This window comes from Kumtagia ephedrae (assembly GCF_003012745.1).
Classification (GTDB): domain Bacteria; phylum Pseudomonadota; class Alphaproteobacteria; order Rhizobiales; family Rhizobiaceae; genus Kumtagia; species Kumtagia ephedrae.
Window position 1 is genome coordinate 1 of sequence record NZ_PXYK01000017.1, and the last position, 18,279, is coordinate 18,279.

General features: G+C 62.0%; 13 protein-coding genes. 12 read left to right on the forward strand and 1 reads right to left on the reverse strand.

Annotation, left to right across the window (positions count from 1 at the left end):
* Positions 1–474: 474 nt before the first annotated feature.
* Together C7I84_RS17415 and C7I84_RS17420 are read left to right on the forward strand one after the other, a co-directional pair.
* Positions 475–2,856, forward strand: a complete 2,382-nt coding sequence (locus C7I84_RS17415) for a polysaccharide lyase 8 family protein (RefSeq protein ID WP_106773494.1) — start codon at positions 475–477, stop codon at positions 2,854–2,856.
* A 32-nt stretch (positions 2,857–2,888) separates the two neighbouring features.
* A complete protein-coding gene (locus tag C7I84_RS17420; RefSeq protein ID WP_165816120.1) occupies positions 2,889–3,941 on the forward strand; it encodes a polysaccharide pyruvyl transferase family protein in 1,053 nt (350 codons plus the stop codon).
* A 420-nt stretch (positions 3,942–4,361) separates the two neighbouring features.
* Here the strand turns inward: C7I84_RS17420 and C7I84_RS17425 are convergent, their stop codons facing one another.
* The gene (locus C7I84_RS17425) at positions 4,362–5,267 is read right to left on the reverse strand and encodes a restriction endonuclease (RefSeq protein ID WP_245428480.1); all 906 of its coding nucleotides are present in this window, start codon (positions 5,265–5,267) and stop codon (positions 4,362–4,364) included.
* 295 nt (positions 5,268–5,562) lie between these two features.
* On the opposite strand from C7I84_RS17425, the gene qatA reads away from it, so the two are divergent.
* The 10 genes from qatA (at position 5,563) to C7I84_RS17475 (ending at position 18,159) form a co-directional block, all read left to right on the forward strand.
* Positions 5,563–7,542 carry a Qat anti-phage system ATPase QatA gene (qatA, locus tag C7I84_RS17430; protein WP_106773496.1) on the forward strand — a complete coding sequence of 660 codons (1,980 nt, stop codon included), beginning with the start codon at positions 5,563–5,565 and terminating at the stop codon, positions 7,540–7,542.
* Positions 7,542–8,450 (forward strand): Qat anti-phage system associated protein QatB, encoded by a 909-nt coding sequence (gene qatB, locus C7I84_RS30955; protein ID WP_165816121.1) that lies wholly within the window; start codon positions 7,542–7,544, stop codon positions 8,448–8,450. Before qatA ends, qatB begins: the two co-directional genes overlap by 1 nt.
* Positions 8,447–9,817 carry a Qat anti-phage system QueC-like protein QatC gene (gene qatC / locus C7I84_RS17440; RefSeq protein ID WP_106773498.1) on the forward strand — a complete coding sequence of 457 codons (1,371 nt, stop codon included), beginning with the start codon at positions 8,447–8,449 and terminating at the stop codon, positions 9,815–9,817. The genes qatB and qatC overlap by 4 nt, the downstream gene beginning before the upstream one ends.
* A complete protein-coding gene (gene qatD / locus C7I84_RS17445) occupies positions 9,814–10,569 on the forward strand; it encodes a Qat anti-phage system TatD family nuclease QatD (RefSeq protein ID WP_106773499.1) in 756 nt (251 codons plus the stop codon). Before qatC ends, qatD begins: the two co-directional genes overlap by 4 nt.
* Before the next feature lie 73 nt (positions 10,570–10,642).
* Complete coding sequence (locus tag C7I84_RS17450; RefSeq protein ID WP_083551875.1) at positions 10,643–10,978, forward strand: helix-turn-helix domain-containing protein; 336 nt, start codon at positions 10,643–10,645, stop codon at positions 10,976–10,978.
* A complete protein-coding gene (locus C7I84_RS17455) occupies positions 10,971–12,218 on the forward strand; it encodes a type II toxin-antitoxin system HipA family toxin (RefSeq protein WP_106773500.1) in 1,248 nt (415 codons plus the stop codon). The genes C7I84_RS17450 and C7I84_RS17455 overlap by 8 nt, the downstream gene beginning before the upstream one ends.
* A complete protein-coding gene (locus tag C7I84_RS17460; RefSeq protein ID WP_207771025.1) occupies positions 12,215–13,339 on the forward strand; it encodes a hypothetical protein in 1,125 nt (374 codons plus the stop codon). The genes C7I84_RS17455 and C7I84_RS17460 overlap by 4 nt, the downstream gene beginning before the upstream one ends.
* A gap of 77 nt (positions 13,340–13,416) precedes the next feature.
* Positions 13,417–16,041, forward strand: coding sequence for an AAA family ATPase (locus C7I84_RS17465; protein ID WP_106773501.1), 2,625 nt, complete (start codon positions 13,417–13,419; stop codon positions 16,039–16,041).
* A 46-nt stretch (positions 16,042–16,087) separates the two neighbouring features.
* Complete coding sequence (locus tag C7I84_RS17470) at positions 16,088–17,155, forward strand: hypothetical protein (RefSeq protein WP_106773502.1); 1,068 nt, start codon at positions 16,088–16,090, stop codon at positions 17,153–17,155.
* On the forward strand, positions 17,152–18,159 hold the full coding sequence (locus tag C7I84_RS17475) for a HEPN domain-containing protein (RefSeq protein ID WP_245428482.1): 1,008 nt from the start codon (positions 17,152–17,154) through the stop codon (positions 18,157–18,159). Before C7I84_RS17470 ends, C7I84_RS17475 begins: the two co-directional genes overlap by 4 nt.
* Positions 18,160–18,279: the final 120 nt, after the last annotated feature.

Below are 18,279 nucleotides of genomic sequence, written 5' to 3' on the forward strand. Positions count from 1 at the left end.
AGCCGCCCGCCCCGCCTCCGCAAGATGGGCGGCAAAAGCCGAAACATGCACGTAGCCAGGCCCCGAAAGGAGATCCGTCGCCAGACCGCGAAGCCCGCTTGTTCCGAAAGCAACCATTCAACCCCGTCAGCAACACTTCCGATGCTCAGATCGAGATCCGATGCGCATGCGGTCCGAACCCATCAAAAGCGCAATGCTGCGGTGCGTCAAGACCCCGGCTGAGTACAATAAGGGGGACGCGCCAAAGAAACACGTATATCTTGATAGAAAACCATCCATATCACAGGACATGAGATGTCTCTGCATCAATTCACGCCAACCACTGCTCATATTTTGTGCAATTGCATGCTATAACGCGAAATAGCGCGACAATTACATTCGTTTACCTTTAACGGCTTGCCCCAAGAACCGATATCATACCATTGTTGCCGCCATTTCGTTCCAATAGACTGGCATGCTGCACCGCACACTGCTATGGATCACGAGACGGCAAATTCGAAGGGCGAGATGTACCCACAAAGCATGCCTTCGCTAGATGCCTTAAGGCAGGTCTTCCGCATCATGCGGGGCGGAGAGCCGGTCGTTGACATCAGTCCGCGACTTCGAAAGCTCTCCCGGCAGCTGGATAACGATGTTTCGCGACAGATTGCCAGAATCCACAAGCTTGTTGGATCGAACGTGCGGGACCCCGACCCTCGGACAGGGACACAATTGGCCTTTACCCTCTACAAGCTGGCCGTTTCTTCCGTATCGCCGTCATCCAGTTTTTTTGGCGACCAGAACCTGCTCCTGTCGTTGCAGGCGATCCTGACCTGGTATGTTGACAACTATTTTCCAGACAAGCCGGGTCGCCCTGGAAACTGGTGGTTCTGGGAAATCGGGATTCCGACACATATCTTCAACATACTGCTGCTTCTTCCTGTTTCGCCCGCCCGTGACGAGATCGTGCGTCAGGCGGTCAGCGCCTTCCAACAGGTTGTGCCCGACCCGCGCCGCATCAAAGCCGGAGCGATTGTCTCGACCGGCGCGAACCGCGCCTGGTCCGCAGGCGTCGCATTCAAAGCAGCGGTCCTTGCCGAGGACCTGTTGCGGATCGAGGACGCCCGTTCCGCCTTCCTGGAGTGCCTCGCATTCAGCGAAGCCGGAGACGGATTCCGTCGGGATGGATCTTTCGTCCAGCACAGGAACCACCCCTACACCGGTGGTTATGGCGTCGGTCTGCTACAGCAGGCCGGCGAGCTCGCCCACTGGCTGAAGAGCAGCCCGTGGCGGCTCACAGACGAGGCACATGATCATCTGCGCATTGTCATCGAACGAGGATATGCGCCGTTGATGCATGACGGCGCTATGATGGATATGGTCCGAGGGAGAGAAATTTCCCGCCATGACTTTACAGATTTTGACGCGGGGCGCGTCGTTGCCTTGGCGGTGCTGCTCGCCTCGGACGTCTTCGGGGCGAACGATCGGACCTATCTCCGCTGCATGGCTGCAAAGTGGATCGGTGATGCGGGCCGATCATTCTTCAGAAACGACAATATGGCAACGCGGCTGGGGCTTAGCTTCGGTCAGGCGCAACTCGCTGAACAGGCCTTGCTGGACCACGGTTCGTCGACGGAACCGGATCGCTTGCGACATGTCCAGTTCGCGGAGATGGACCGAGTCGTTCACATATCCAGCGAGTTCTGCCTTGGACTTGCCATGCATTCGGCGAGGATCGCCCGTTATGAATCAATCAACAACGAGAACCTGCACGGCTGGTTTGCCGCGGATGGGGCGACGTATTTGTATCCGAAAAAGGGGCCCGGCAGGAGCGGCTTTTGGCCAACCATCGATCCATACCGCATCCCCGGAGTAACCGTCAGTCGGCGGCCTAGGGCGGACGGAGAGCGTTTCGCCGAGCGCAGTTCGCGTTGGGTAGGCGGAAGCACGCTCAACCCGGACGGCGTCGCGGGAACGCGCATTGCCGGGAGCGACGGCCCCGCCGGGCTAAAATCGTGGTTTTTCTTCGGTGATGAGATCCTGTGCATCGGCAGCGATATTTCCGACGAGAGCGGACACCCCGTCGAGACGACGGTGGAGAATCGCATGTTGACGAAGGATTGGGTACCGCGCGTCAGAACCGCAGCATCAGGGGACGGCTGCGTCGATGAGCACGCGACTGAATTTGACCCGGGCGAGTGGTTCCACATCGAAGGGATCGGCGGATATCGGCTGCACGTAGAAGGAACTGCCGGCCCTCGGGCGCGGCCGCGGCTTTCCATTACGCAGCGGCGAGGATCGTGGAAGCAGATCAACCGCTTGCTACCCTATTCCGGGCGTGATTTGTCGCGTCGCTACGTGACCGCCTGGTTCGAGCACGGCATCGCTCCGCGCAATGCTGGGTATGGGTATGTCATCCTGCCGGGGCGGTCTCCATCGGAAACGGCAGCATACGCAAATGCACCTAACGTTGCAGTGGTGCGCCGCGACCGCTTCGCGCATGCGGTTGTGCACCAAGGCAGAGGCATACTCGCCGCCAATGTGTGGAACGTGCCTTCCTGGCGGGGAACGCTGCCGATCGGTCCCATCTCCCTGGAACAGCCTGCATCCTTCATCCTGCGACACGACGGAAGCCAACTTGAACTTGGGGTCAGCGACCCGACACGAATGAGCCGGACCGCTATCGCTTTGACTATCCACTCCCCTCACGTCACGGCGGCGTGTCGTGATGACCAGATCGAGGTCGAACACCTGCCAGGCGAGATTACCCTGAGGTTTCATCTACAGGAGAGCCGCGGGCAGACGCTGCAAACGCGGCTTTCTTGTGAGCGGGACGCATGGGAGCGTACAATACAAACCACGGAACGTAGAGGCTAACAATGGATACGCTTGTAGCGCAGGAAGGTAGAATGGCAAATACGACAAGCAGCTCGAAGAAAAGAAAGCGTCCGAAGATCGGCATCGGTGGATATTTCGGTTACGGAAACTACGGCGACGAGTTGTTTCTAGAAGTTTTCAAGGAGCATCTTGGCCGCGATTTTGAACTGGAGGTTCTCCCTAACAGGCTGGACAAACCTTATTTCGCTCAGGCGGCCGAGGACCGCGTCGACGGCGTCGATGCCGTGCTGATCGGCGGTGGCGATCTGGTGCAGCCTTGGTCAATCGACCCCCGGTATTTTCACAGCGCCTATCTGCGCAAGAACGTCTTTCTCGCCGGGCTGGGCGTACCCATCCGTGCGGGACAGTCCGCCCAGGTCGAGAAACCGCACATCATCGAGCGCTACAAGAAGTTCTTCGGCCATCCCAATGTGCGCTTCATCAATGTCCGCGACAAGCAATCGGCCGACTGGGTCGAGGGCAAGCTGAACCCGGCCGCCAAGGTCATCGAGTCCCCGGATCTCGTCTGCGGACTCACGCTGCCGCGTGTCCACCGCGACCCCGCGAACCCGATCCTCGGCATCGTGACCCGGCATCGCCCCGGCCACGAATTAGAAGACGATTATTCGCGGATCGAGCAATTAGGCGCCTATGCCATCTCCGAAGGCTGGGCAGTGCGCCACATCATCCTCGGCAGCGGCCTAATTGGAGAGAGGGATGTGGTTAACGCCGAACGCGTGAAAATCCCTGGCAAGTCTGTGATTCATACTGAGGATCTCTGGGAAATGACACGCGCCATCGGTGAGTGCTCCGCCCTAGCAAGCATGAAGTTCCACGGAACCGTTGTGGCGACGATGTACGGCATTCCCTCGATGGTATTAGTCCCTACGAGCAAGAACCGCAATTTCATGCGTCGAATGGGAAGAGACGATCTGCTGAGCAGATTCGATGCCGAGGACCTCGTCGATAGATTCCGGCCATTTCCCGCCGCCATAGATCCCGACTGGGTGACGCGTCTACGCAACGGAGCAGTGGATATGCTCGACAAGTTGCGCGACGCGATTTCGAAACGCGTGGCACCGTAGTGAACCGGTCTGCTGGACGCGTTTCCTGGCCGTGAACAGGGCCCCGTCGGCCGAAGCTGCCGGGGCGCTTATGGGGGGATGGTGTCGGGACGGCTGAAATCGGCGGTGTTCGGATGGGCCTGAATCATTCCCACTCGATTATTTCCTGCCCTCATAACGGATTGAAATTGCTCGTCAAAAAAAATTTCATGGCTCACTATACCGTCAACCAATCCGTCAAAAACTCGCGCTCCTGAAAACATTGGATTTCTCAGCTGCTTTCGCGGACCGCACCTTCCGCCATCTATCGCTGAACACGGTACAGAAAGCCGACGCAACATCGATCAAGCCCGCCCCGCCGTCTGCACGCTGCGGTACGATGCGTCATCGCCCGTACCTCACTGGCTATACCGTCATCGCAGCCCAAAGCCATGATCCCGCTCAGAGATTTAGATCTCGCACGGCGACGAACGCCCGGTTCGTTTCGGCAGCACGGCGTTCCTTCGCTTCTAAAACCGCGATCAATGAGACCTTGCGCGAGAGGACCTCATAGAGGTCGAGTCCGTCAGCGCATATCAAATTGGTTTGCCGCCCACGCGAGAACGCTTCGAGCCCCTCGGTCGTGAAGCCAGAATTGCTAACGAACAGTCCACGCGACCACGATGCCTTTCCGCCGACTTTGCCCGAAAAGGTCATCAGATCGGCGAAGCCAATCTGAGGCCCGTGCCATTTCGCTTCCACCAGATAGGTCTGTCCATGCAGCTTGAAACTACCGTCGATCTGCTCGCCGACGAGACGGAACGAGCCGCGCGGCGCGAGCCCAAAGCCGGCGAACAGCTCGTTGAGGAAGCCTTCGAATCGCAGACCTCGCGTCTGGGGGTCGAGCTTGGTGATCTCAACGAGCAGCGTCGCGAGTTCCTGGGCCTTTGCCTCACTCAAGGTCGAAGACGCCTGCGGCGAAGGTTCCCCCGCCTTCGCCGAACCAAAGCTGCTGAGGAAGCTTGAATCAAGCAACTCGGGGATTTTGAATTGGACGCCGGGAAGAAGGACGTTCAGCCGATCAATTTCTTCGCGGCTCAGGGGATTTCCCTTACCGCGCCGGTAGGTCATCGCCTGTCGGACGATCGCCACGATTAGCTTGGTGAAACACGACCGACGCTGTTCGAGCGTCGCGGTCAAGAGCTGCACGATCGCGGGCCGCTTGCTGCCTGCGACCCACAGATCGCCAACACCAGCCTGCGCAGCAGCAAGCGGAAACGCGGTCCTGTTGTTTCCGCTTCCGGGGAGAAAATCGTAGAGAAGGTCCGCCAGGTCTTCGACCGCCTGGGCTTCACGAAACGACAACATAACCTACCAGCCCTCGGTCTCCTTCATCCCCGCCTCGAGTTCATCCAGGTGCGGAAGCGCGCGCCAATACATCCCGCCGCGGGCTGCCAACAACTCATTGCGCTGAGCTCCGACGAATGATGTGCCCCCGGGATCGTCATAGAATTCATGTGACGACTCTCAATCTAGCAAGATTGTAAGCTTCATGCTACACAATCCCAGGATCCGTAGCACGAAGAAGGCAGGCGAACTGCTGTTGCGGAGCCCAGCGGCCAGGACGGGCTCCTTCGGCTGATGAACCTGTGGGGGGCAAGCAGTGATCCTGACGGACAACGAGACCAAGGTCGACCTTCTCAACAACGAGGCGATCGCAGCAACCATCATCAAACTCTTGCGCGACCGGCCCGATCAACCGGTGACTGTTGGTGTCCATGGCGATTGGGGCGCCGGCAAGTCTAGTGTGCTGGAGATGATCGAGGCCGGCTTCGAGGGGGAAGAGAAGGTCCTGTGTCTCAAGTTCAATGGTTGGCGTTTTCAGGGCTTCGAAGACGCTAAAATTGCGCTTATCGAAGGCATCGTCACAGGGCTCATCGAAAAGCGACCCGCTCTCACCGCGGCGGGCGAAACAGTCAAGGACGTCTTCCGCCGGATCGACTGGCTCAAGGTGGCGAAGAAGGCTGGTGGGCTCGCGTTCACCGCCTTCACCGGAATTCCGACTCCCGATCAGATTCAGACCATCGTCGGCACCTTGGAAGGCTTCCTCGCCGATCCGGCAAAGCTCGCGACCAAGGACAATCTCGAAGCCGCCGTCGAAGGCGTGAAAGGCCTGTTGAAGCCGAAGGGTGAAGGCGACTCGACCAACGTTCCCGAGGAGATCAACGCATTCCGGAAAGCCTTCGACGATCTTCTCGACAAGGCCGGTGTCGCGCAACTCGTCGTCCTGATCGATGACCTCGATCGCTGCTTGCCCGACACCGCGATCGAGACCTTGGAGGCCGTCCGTCTCTTCGTCTTCACGTCGCGCACCGCCTTTGTCGTCGCCGCCGACGAGGCGATGATCGAATATGCGGTGCGCAAACACTTTCCCGATCTGCCGGACAGCACCGGTCCGCAGACATATGCCCGGAACTACCTTGAAAAGCTCATCCAGGTACCCTTCCGAATCCCTGCGCTGGGGGACACGGAAACGCGCATCTATGTCACTCTCCTCCTTGCCGGCGCCGAACTCGGCGACAACGACCCGGCGTTCAATGACTTGATCAAGGTCGCTCGTGAACGGCTTAAGCGCCCGTGGACCTCCGGTACGCTCGATGCTGCCACCGTCAGAACCGCTCTCGGGGACAAGGCTTCGCGCGCCAACAATGCGTTGGCGCTCAGCGATCAGATCGGACCGATCCTCGCCAACGGAACCAAGGGCAATCCGCGTCAGATCAAGCGATTCCTCAACACGCTCGTTCTGCGGCAGCGCATCGCCGAAGCGAGAGGGTTCGGGGATGACGTCAAGCTGCCGGTGCTCGCAAAACTCATGCTCGCCGAGCGGTTCCTGCCCCGCCTCTTCGATCAGATCGCCGCAGCCGCCGCCGCAGCAGCAAATGGCAAATGCCCGGACCTGTCAGCACTCGAAGCGGCGGCGACCACCAAGGATGACGCGAAAACTGCGGCCAAGCCGGAGAAGGCCGCTGCCAAAGGCGATGACGCCGTGAAGTCGACGCCCAAACTGGAAGCCGTGAAGTCGACTGAGAGCGCGCTTTTGAGCGAATGGCTATCCTCGCCTGCGATTAAAGCCTGGGCGGCGGTGCCGACTGCGATCGGTGGCGAAGATCTTCGCCCCTACCTCTTCGTCGCAAAGGACAGGAAGGATTATTTCGGCGCCGCCTCAGTGCTCGGCCACCTTGCTGCCGTGGTCGAACAGCTCTTCGGCGCGAAATTCGCGGTGCAGGGCCTCGAAGCCGATCTCAAGCGCCTGGCCCCACCCGAAGCGGCGCAGATCTTCGAAGCGGTGCGCGGCCGCATCGTCGGTGGGGACAGCTTTGACACTGAGCCGCCTGGCGCGGCCGGCTTGGTGGTTCTCGTAAAGGCTCATCCGACCCTGCAGGCCAATCTCGTCGATTTCCTCGAAGCCCTCCCGCGAGATCGTCTCGGTCCATGGGTCTGCGGCGGCTGGGAAGGTGTTCTCAAGGACGGCGATGCGACCCAACGCTTCGACCGCCTCCTTCAGACCTGGGGCAAAGAAGGTGGCGCGATGCTCAAGGTGGCGGCCACGGGTGTTCTTCGCACCCGCCAAGGAGCCCGCTGATGGGCACCTCCAGTGCATTCGGCGGCCAGGGCGGCGGGACGCCCCTCGTCCCGAGCTGGCTAGGCGATGACGGCGCACAGCCCGCCGCTCCAGACGGAGCCCCACCTGATGGTGGACCACCAGACGGTCCGCCCGCGGATGCGCCAGCAGACGGTGCTCCACCAGCCGCTCCCCCGGCGCCGCCGGCTCGCCCGCCCATACCGCCGGTAGCCGATCCCGCGCGCTTCTCAGCGGCTCGCAACAACTTCTCGCGTTTCGCTGGTTCGGGCGGCAGCGACCGCAAGAGTCTCGGCCGAGCCGTCTCGCACTATGTGGGCTCATCGGCAGGTGGGGCGCGCACGGCGGCCGCAAGGATGGGATCGGCGCGCGGCGCAGGCAGCCGCTTGCTTGGCTTCCTGTCGGACGCCGTCGCACGCGGCGCGACCGAAGCGCTTCGCGCGCTCAACCTCGGCGCTCTCGCAGGCCGCCCTATCGAAGAAATCTTTCTCGGCCTGGCGGACTATGTGTGTCCTGACGGCGGTTCGATCGACGAAGGCATCGCACGCGAAGCGTTCATCGAAACCATCACGGACCTCGCCGGTGCAGGCATTGCCGACCTCGATGGCCTCACCGCCGATCAGATGCAGACCGTGTTCGAGCTGTATGCGACCAACGCGATCGAAGCACGGCTCTGCAACGACATCGGCGCGAAGACGATCACCCTGCCGTCGGATAGTCGCGAAGCCGCGCGCGTGCAGGCGCAATTGAACGACTTCATCCGGCGCGGGGTGGCCGATGCGCTCACGGTCGCCCGCGCCACGGCTGCAGCGCTGACGCCCGATCGCGTGCTCCAGTTCGTCGGGCGCATCTACGAGCAAGCGTTCGGGATCTTGCAGATCATGGGCGATGCGGAGGCGGAAGGCGCATGAGGAGACACGTCATCATAGGGCGATACGGCCCCGGCGACCGCAGCCGCTTTCCACTTGGCGATGGAGAAGTCGAAACGCGCCTTGACCTGGTTGTCGGCGAGCGAACCCTCGATCACGGTATCGGCCGCGCGATCGGCGATCTGTCGCGGCTTAGCGTTCATCCTTCAGAGATCGGCGTCGACATCCTGGTCCTGGCCGCCCACGTCCACGCTGCTGACACACGCATTTCGCGGGCGAGTGAATCGCAGGATGGCTGGACCCGCGAAATCCGGCTGATCGTCCCGGTTTCCGATCCCGATCGATGGACAGCCGTCGCGCCGACCTTCGTGCGGATGCTGAACTTTCTCACCGGCGACCGCTGGTCGATCGCGTTTCGCGCCCGACCGCGCCGTTTCGTCAGGGTCGCTCCCGAACGCCCTGCTCGGCTTATTGGTCCTCCCTTCGACGATCTCGCCCTCTTCTCGGGCGGCCTCGACAGTCTCATCGGCGCGATCGACGCCCTCGAGAATGGCCGTACACCGCTTCTCATTAGTCACGCCGGCGAAGGTGCGACCAGCGATGCGCAGTCCACCATCTTCGACACGTTGAAGACTCACTATCGAGGCCGCGCCTTCGATCGCTTGCGCCTCTGGATGGCATACCCGGATGGCTTCGTCCGGGGTTCAGGCGGAGAGAATACGACCCGCGGCAGGTCGTTCCTGTTTTTCGCCCTCGGCGTCTTCGCTGGAAGCGGACTTGAGGGGGCGTTCACCTTGAAAGTGCCCGAGAACGGCCTCATCGCCGTCAACGTGCCGCTCGATCCATTGCGCCTCGGCGCACTGAGCACGCGCACGACCCATCCGTTTTACATCGCCCGTTGGAATGACGCCCTCCATGGGCTCGGCCTGAACGGCAGGATCGAAAACTCCTATTGGGATAGGACAAAGGGCGAGATGGTTGCAGCCTGCACCAACGGCGCGTTGTTACGTCGCCTCGTCCCCTCATCGCTATCCTGCGCGGCTCCAACAAAGGGACGCTGGCAGGGTCTCGGCACACAGCATTGCGGCTATTGCCTGCCATGTCTCATCAGACGGGCAGCACTCGTTGCCGGCTTACGCCCCGATCCAGATCCCACCGTCTACACGGTCGATGACCTCACCGCCCGCGCGCTCGACACACGCCAATCGGAAGGCGTCCAGATTCGGTCTTTCCAGCTTGCGATCGAGCGGCTTCGCGCCCGGCCGGCACTGGCGCCGATTCTCATCCACAAACCGGGGCCGCTCTTCGATGAATCGCCAGCTCGGCAAGCTGCCCTCGCTGGCGTCTACCGGCGCGGCCTTGAAGAGGTTGGAGCTCTCCTGGCAGGTGTGAGGACGCGGCCGGGATGACCGACAATGCTCAAGCCGTCGGTGTCGATTTCCACTGCCATCTCGACCTCTATCCCGATCATGAGGTCGCGATCGCGAGGGCAGAAGCAGCTCGGATCTACACCCTGACCGTCACGACGACACCGAAGGCCTGGGCGCGCAATCATGAACTCACGCGTCATACCCGCTTCGTGCGCGCTGCGCTCGGCCTGCATCCGCAGCTTGTCGCGGAGCGCGCCGGCGAGCTCCCACTATGGGAGCGCCACCTGCCTGAGACACGCTACGTCGGTGAAGTCGGTCTTGATGCCGGCCCGCGCTTCTACAAATCGCTGGACACCCAAAAGCATGTGTTCCGTGGCGTCCTTGAGCGATGCGCAGAAGCCGGTGGCAAGATTCTCACTGTCCACAGTGTGAGGAGCGTTCCAGCGGTGCTCGAGATGATCGAACAATATCTCCCGCAGGATCGCGGCACCGTCGTGCTTCACTGGTTCACCGGAAGCAAAAGCGAGGCTCGACGTGCGGCGACGCTCGGCTGCTATTTCTCCGTCAATGCCGAGATGACCCGCTCGGATCGCGGCCGCTCCCTCGTCTGCGACTTGCCCATCGATCGGATACTGACGGAGACAGACGGCCCCTTCACTCAGGTTGACGGTCGTCCTAGCGAGCCCGCTGACGTGAAAACCACGGTCGCCGCGATCGCCGAAGTCCGGAGGGTCCCAGTCGATGCCGTCACGACGGCGGTAAGATCGAACCTTCGTTTTCTACTGAGATGAGGCCCTAAGGGCCTAGAAGAATTGTAATCTTCGTGCTACATATTTGGTCGATCTGTAGTGCGAAGGTGCCAAAATGCCCACTCCACACAACCCTCCTGCTGCGGTGCGGCGCGCGCTGCGCAAGCTTGGGGCGGACATCCATGATGCCCGTCGACGCCGACGGCTGCCGATGGCGGTCGTAGCCGAGCGCGCCTTCACGTCTCGCTCGACATTGCAAAGGGTCGAAGCCGGGGACACTAACGTCAGCGTCGGCATTTATGCCGGCGTCCTGCAGGCGCTCGGCCTGCTCGACGGCCTGAGCCAGGTCGCCGACATCAGCAACGACAGCGTCGGGCAAGCACTCGCCAGCGCCGACCTGCCCAAGCATGTCCACCTCAAGCGGCCACCCGGATCGTCCCGTGATGGCTGACTTCGAGGTCCATATCGATTTGGACGGCCGCACACGCCCGATCGGACTGGCGAGGAGCAATCGCGTCCGGGGCACCGAGACCATCCTCTTCGAGTATGACAGCGCATGGCTTGAGGACCCGGACCGCTTCTCCCTGGAGCCAGCTCTTGCTCTGACCCGCGGCGCCTTCGCCCCTCCTGCCGGTCTTGCGACTTTCGGCTCCATCGGCGACTCAGCGCCGGATACCTGGGGACGGCGCCTCATGCAGCGCGCCGAACGCCGTCTCGCCGATCGAGAAGGCCGCGCGGTTCGCACGCTTGTAGAAAGTGACTACCTGCTCGGCGTCGCCGACGAGACCCGGCTTGGCGCGCTCCGCTTCCGCTGGGTCGGCGAAGAGATTTTCCAAGCGCCGATCCGCGCGGGCGTTCCTGCCCTAATCGAGCTTGGCCGGTTACTCCAGATCACCGAACGGATTCTCCGGGACGAGGAAACGGATGAAGACCTGCAGCTCATCTTTGCCCCAGGCTCCTCCCTTGGCGGCGCCCGACCGAAGGCGTCGGTCATCGACCAACATGGTCACCTCTCGATAGCGAAATTCCCAAAGGAGACCGACGACTACAGTATGGAGACCTGGGAAGAGATCGCGCTGCGGCTAGCCGGCCAGGCAGGTATTGCCACGCCTCAACACGAGCTGATCGACGTCGCCGGCAAGGCGGTCATGTTGTCGCGACGCTTCGATCGCGACGGTGCGATCCGCATCCCGTTCCTGTCGGCGATGGCGATGATGGGCGCTAAGGACGGCGAGCGCGGCAGCTATCCGGAGATCGTCGATGCCCTTGCTCAACACGGCGCTCAGGGGAAGACGGACGCCCATGCCCTCTATCGGCGTGTCGTCTTCAATGTGCTGATCTCCAATGTCGACGACCACCTCCGCAATCACGGTTTCCTGTGGCTGGGTAAGGCAGGTTGGTCTCTCTCGCCGGCATACGACCTAAATCCCGTTCCGACCGATCTCAAGGTGCGGGTGCTGACCACGAACATCGATCTCGACGAGGGCACCTGTTCGCTCGATCTGCTGGAGGCGGCGTCCGAGTTTTTTGCTCTCACCCTGCCGCAGGCCCGCGCGATTATCAAAGAGGTCGCGACCGTGACCGCGACCTGGCGCGATACAGCCAAGGCGGTCGGCGCTCGATCGGCGGAGATCAGCCGCATGGCCAGCGCTTTCGAGCATGACGATCTCAAGCGGGCGCTGGCGCTATGACGAGGACCTTCCTGCACAATTTCGATCCGCCAGCATTCAGCCCTGTCACGGGCGCGACCGTCGACCTCGACGTCTCGGAGATCGAGGACGCCGGGATTCGCGAAGTGTTGCAGACGCCAGGGGCTGCATATGGCGCGTGGTCCATCCTGGACGCGCTGTTGACGCCAACCGGCGCGGGTACGCCCTTCATTTTCCGGGAACCGCTTGGACAGGCCCGCGAGGTGAAGGTCGCGCTATCTGGCCTGTTCGGCCGCTTCGTTGCCCGCGCCTATCTGGAACGCTACTTCAACCTTTCGATCTTCGCGCATCTCGGCAGCCGCATCATCGACCTCGATCGCCGCCGGCAGGTCAAAGTCACGCGCTTGTCCCGTGGCGACCTGCCCGATTGGATCGCCTGCGCGTCCGACCTGTCCTCCTTGACCGTGGCCGAAGCGAAGGGTTGCCATGATAATGGCGGCCCGGCCAAAGCATTGAACCGCGCCTGGGCCCAGGCCGGACGGATAGATATCACCGCCGGAGGCCGCAAGGTCACAGTGAAGCGCATCGCCATCGCGACCCGCTGGGGGATGGCGGCGCCAAATCCGACCGACGCCCACCTCTCGGTCCGCGATCCGGTCGATGAAGGCGAGCCGATCAAGCCGGAGGAGAAAGACGCGCTCTTCATCGGACTTCTCCGCCTCCATATCGCCAATCTCATCAAGTCGCTCGGGTACGCTGAGCTAGCCAGTGCGCTCCGCGGCCTCACCCACCAGCCCTTCGCGCGAAGACTCCAAGGGGACCTCCAACGCGCCCGAGCGCTGCTGGATGCCACACCGGTGAGAGAGGTGGAAAAGGCCACGGCCATGGGCGGACTGATCGGAGGAATCGTCACCCGTGCCGGGCCCATCGCTGACACCGACGTTGCGCCCGCCGATCAGGAGGCGCTCGCTCGCCTCAACCTCCGGCCGGTCTTCGTCGGCATCGAGCGCGATCTCATCCGTGCCGCTATCGACGCGGAGCTGCAAACGGTTCGTATCCGCCTGACGCAGATAGTGGGTCCGGATGAATTTGCTCGGCCGGATCGCGCCGGCGGCTGGATCATCCCGATCGGTGAGGAGCGACGCATCAGAGGGGGCACCTGATCCGGTGAACACCAAACATAAGCATCACGGGGAAACGGCCGGCCACATCAGACACGGCACGATTAGGGGGCAGAAAAATGGAAACGCAGGAGACCGATCTCTCGAATGAGGCAGCGGCGCTGGCCGACATCCTCAAATGGTCGGCGGACCTGCCGGCCTGGCAGCGCGATGCGCTGCGCCGGCTGTGTAGTCAGCCCAAGCTAGAAAGCGCCGACATCACGGCCCTCGTCGCTGTCTGTAAGGCGATCGACCAAGCCGCTTCCCTCGACGCAAGCCATATCCGGGACCCAGCAGCTAGCCACGCCATCGTCAGCCTCGGCGCGCTCCATGGTCTGTCGAACGTCAATGCCCTCGCACCGGGCGAGCGTCTATCCTTCGGCAAGACCGGTCTCACGGTCATCTATGGCGACAACGGCGCCGGCAAATCCGGCTACGCCCGGGTGCTAAAGCAACTCTGCCGGGCACGCTCGCCGAAGGGCGACGCGATCCTTCCCAACATCTATGCGGCTGGTTCCGGCACCCCGACCGCCAGCGTTGACTTCTTCATCGGCGGACAGAAGCGAAGCGCATCCTGGATTCAGGGAAGCGCGCCTGACCCAATGCTCTCGGCCGTCAGTGTCTTCGACTCGCGCACTGCCAATGTGCATGTCGAGAACACCAACGATCTCGCCTATACGCCGCTGCCGCTCCGGATCCTCGCGGGTCTCGCGCAAGCATGCCAGGATGTGAAGGCCAAACTGGCCGCCGAGATAAAAGCGCTCCAAGAGCAGACACCCGCGATCCTGTCGAAGCCCGAATGCAAACCGGACACGCTGGTCGGCAAGCTGATCGCTGGCCTGTCGGGCAAGACGAAGGAGGAAGGCGTCGAGACGCTAGCGGGCCTGACGGCAGAAGAAGAAACCCAGCTGCAAACGCTCAACACCGACCTGGCCAGCGACCCTGCGCGCACGGTCCGCCAGCTCCAGAGCCAGGAAGCCTGCATCAAGTCAGCGATCGAGCAGATCGAGCGGCTTATGGTCGCCGCCACGGACGAAACCCGGGCAGCGCTACGCGACGCCCATACGCGCCTTGCAACGGCGCGCTCCGCTGCCGCTGCCGCCTCCGCCAACCTATTCGCCGATGAGCCTCTGCCCGACATCGGCTCGGACGTCTGGAAGGTCTTGTGGGAGGCGGCCCGAGATTATTCCCGCGCATCCGCGTATCCTGATCGGCCGTTCCCCGTCGCGGGTACTGGAGCCCATTGCGTCCTCTGCCAGCAGCCGCTCAGCGAAGAAGCCTCGAAGCGGCTCAGCAGCTTCGAAGCCTTCGTGCAGGACGAGAGCAAGCGTCGCGAGCAGGAAGCTGTGGACGCATATGACGAGAAGCTCGAAGAGGTCGCGTCGCAAGCCATCTCGATGAAGTCTCTCGCCGCGATCGTCGCGACGATCCGCGATGACATCGGCCAGGAAGAAGTCGCGAGGACCCTTCGCCGGGAGATCCTCCACCTGGTTTGGCGGCTGCGCGCCATATTGCGAACCCATGGCGACGCGGCCCTGTCTGACCTTCCATCCCCGGCCACCATTTCCCTCGATCCGCTGCGCACGGCCCTCAGCGGCATCGTCAGGCGTATCGAAGGCCTGCAATCGGAAGCCAGCTCCCCGCAGCGCGTCGCACTCGTCGCCGAGCGCGATGGCCTTGCGGACCGCAAATGGCTCGGCGTGGTGAAAGCCGATGTGCTCGCCCAGATCGAGCGCCTCAAGACCATCGAGGCGATCGAGAAAGCCAGCAAGGACACGACCACAAACAAAATCACGACCCAGAGCGCCCGTATCGCGCAAGCGCTCGTCACCAACCGCTTGCGTGGTCGGTTCGCAATCGAGGTGGATAAGCTTGGCGTCGCCGGTCTCGCCATCGAGCTTCAGCAGGCCAAGGCCACGGCGGGCGTGCCCTTCTTCCAGGTCCGGCTCATCAATAAGCCCAGCGAGCCGGTGGGGAAGGTTCTGAGCGAAGGCGAGCACCGATGCGTCGCGCTTGCGGCTTTCCTCGCCGAACTGTCGACCATCGACGCGCAGTCAGCGATCGTGTTCGACGATCCCGTGTCCTCGCTCGACCATTTGCATCGCGACAAGGTCGCCGCCCGATTGGCTGAGGCCGGGCAGACTCGTCAGGTGATCGTGTTCACTCACGACATGGCGTTCTTACTTCTACTCGATGAAGCCTGCCGGGCGACCAAGGACCGGGAAGCGACGCCGGTGGCGTACCGCCTGATCAGCCGCGGCGCTGAGAACGCCGGCTATTGCCACCAGGACCCACCCGCCAATGTCATGCCGCTCGACAAGGTGATCGACGGGATGAAGGCGCACCTCGCCAATGTGAAAATCCATCACGAACGCGGCGATCAGGCAAAATGGCTGCGCGAGGTGACGTCCTTCCAGGACCAGCTTCGCACCATTTGGGAACGCGCCGTCGAGGAGGTTATCGGGCCGGTGATCCGTCGCCTCTCGCGCAAGGTCGACACGACGGGCCTCATCAAACTCACTGTCCTTACGGCCGGGGATTGCACCGTGATGCGCGAAGCGTTCGGACGTTGTTCCGCGCTGCTTCACAGTCAGCCTGGAGAGATCAATCCGCGGCTTCCCGCACCTTCCGTCATCGAAGCCGAGATCGACGCGCTGGAAAAATGGATCGCCGACATCCGGACCCGTCAGGAGAAGGCTGCATGATGATGCTGTATCACGTCACGTTGCCCCACGTCGGAGGCGACGCCAGATGGTGAAATGGTCCGAGCTGAAACGGGCGTCCGATGTCGTCCTGGCCGTCTGGCCCCACTATCGTCCCTTGTTCGAGCGTTGGTTCATGCAAGAGCTCATCGACAAGGGCGAGCTAGCGCCGATTTGGCGAGAGCGCATGGTGCCGGGGGATAACGACACGGTCTTTGCCGACCATTATCCCGATCGCCAAGCTATCGCGGCCGCCAACGCGCTCAATCCAACCTTGCTGCAGGCGCTTTCCGCGCGCGCCTTGGACCCCATCGTCAAGCGATCGCTTGAACTCAAGATCGACAAGGCCCTGCAGGCCAAACAGCGTCTGCAAGACGAAGAAGCGCTGATGCTCGCGGAAGCCTTGCGCCGTCACGCCGATGACGAACGGCCGGACGCCGCCGCCCTGAAGCTCGCGCCGGACTCCGAGCGCTACCGTCAGGATCTCGCTGAGCAACTGGCCGAAATGCCGTATCTGAGAGTGGCCAAGGTGGGTCGCTCGAACAACCGATGGACCCACGCCCTTCTATACCTAGGCCCGGATGGCGTTTGGTCGAAGCCCTATCACGCCGGCGAGAAGGCCGCGCAGACCGCAGAACGCGCGAAGATCGCCAATGGATTCGATCTGAGCGCCAGCACCCATTGGGGAAAGGCAAAGGCCAAGATCCGACAGATCCTTCTGCCCCGCGCCAATCAATTGCTCCAGCTCGCAAGCGTTCAGCGGATGCTCGCCGAAGCTCTTGCGCGGGGCGACCGTGTGCTCGTCTCAAATGGCATCGTCTTCTGGTACGAGCCGGATGGTGGTGTCGGCTGGCAGGTCAAGGAGACATCGTCGACGCGCGAGTCCGAAGGCGCGACGATCTGGAAGGAAGGGACGATCCTCTCCACCAATCACGGCCGCCTCGTTGTACTGCCCTACATCAAGGAAAATGGAGAGCACGTCCGGGGCCACACCAAGAACGGCCCGAACGACGGTCGCGCCTTGCCGCGCCATCGCGACCACTATGTCGAGATTCCGTTCTCGCTCTACGACGGTGATCTCATGATCGGGCTGTTCGGGGAGCTTCCATACGAATGAAGAAGACGTGGGACCGCAGTTCTGTTGGTGGTGGAGCGCTCTCGTCCCTCGCGCCGTCTCAAAAGCGGATTTCCGAAGATCTTGGAATCCTGAAATCCGCAAAGGAAGGAAAAGCGCACATGACCGCATGGACGTTGGATGATCTTCGCCGGCTCGATCTGAAATACGCGGAGGAAGGCATCCACGTCCATCAGCGGCCATTCCGTGCCGCAATGGAGCTTCTCGGTTCCAACTTCGTCATGGGGGTCGGCGGAAACCCCGAAGTCAAACGGATCATGGACACCTATACCGCCATGGTGCCCGAGGTCAGCACGAGCTGGCCAGGTGCTGGGATCGGTTTCGCTGCGTCCGTCGATCAGGTCCGCAAGCTCACCTTCCCGGTCGTGTTCGGCCAGGTGTCGCTCCAGCCCTGGCAGATAGCAGGGTTCTCTAGCGCCGAGGAATGGTGGAACTGGTGTAGGCAGGATCGGGCAATTGCCGGCGAAGTTTCTCTCGCGGTCGCCGATCTCCACGATCTCACCAATGGTTTGAATGAAGTCGAACAAGGGAATCCAGCGGCGACCACGCTCTGGCGCATGGCGCGGTCCAATCTCGAAGATGTGGCGAACACCCTCCCGACGACGTTCAGCCATGACTCGGTAATCCAGCCGATCTGTATGGTGGCCGAACTTTCGATGAAGGCGGCTCTTGTCCGGGACGGTGTCGACCCGGATTCCTTCAGAAAGGGCAAGGACGGTCACAATCTGTCGTCGCTTGCCCGCCGTATGGCGGACGCGCGTCCGCACCGCGATGACCAGCGCGTCCAAGCCGTCGTAGGCGCCCTGCCGCCTTATGTCGAAAGCCGATACAAGCCGGCCGGATTGAAGCGGCTGCAGGTCGTCAGGCTCGCTTTGGGAGTGCAATTTATCGCCGCATCAAGCTTGCGGCGCATCGCCAGCGCTGATCTCGCGCTCCAGATGGAAACCGACGAATGGCCCGGTCCGCGCCAGCCCTTCCTCACCTAAAGCGCGGGACACAAGCCGGAGAGAACCGAACAATGACGACGCTCCCCGCCACGATGGCAAGCGCATACGGCGAAAGACTATGACGCCGCCATGTCCGCGCGCTGCGGACAGCTATTGGCC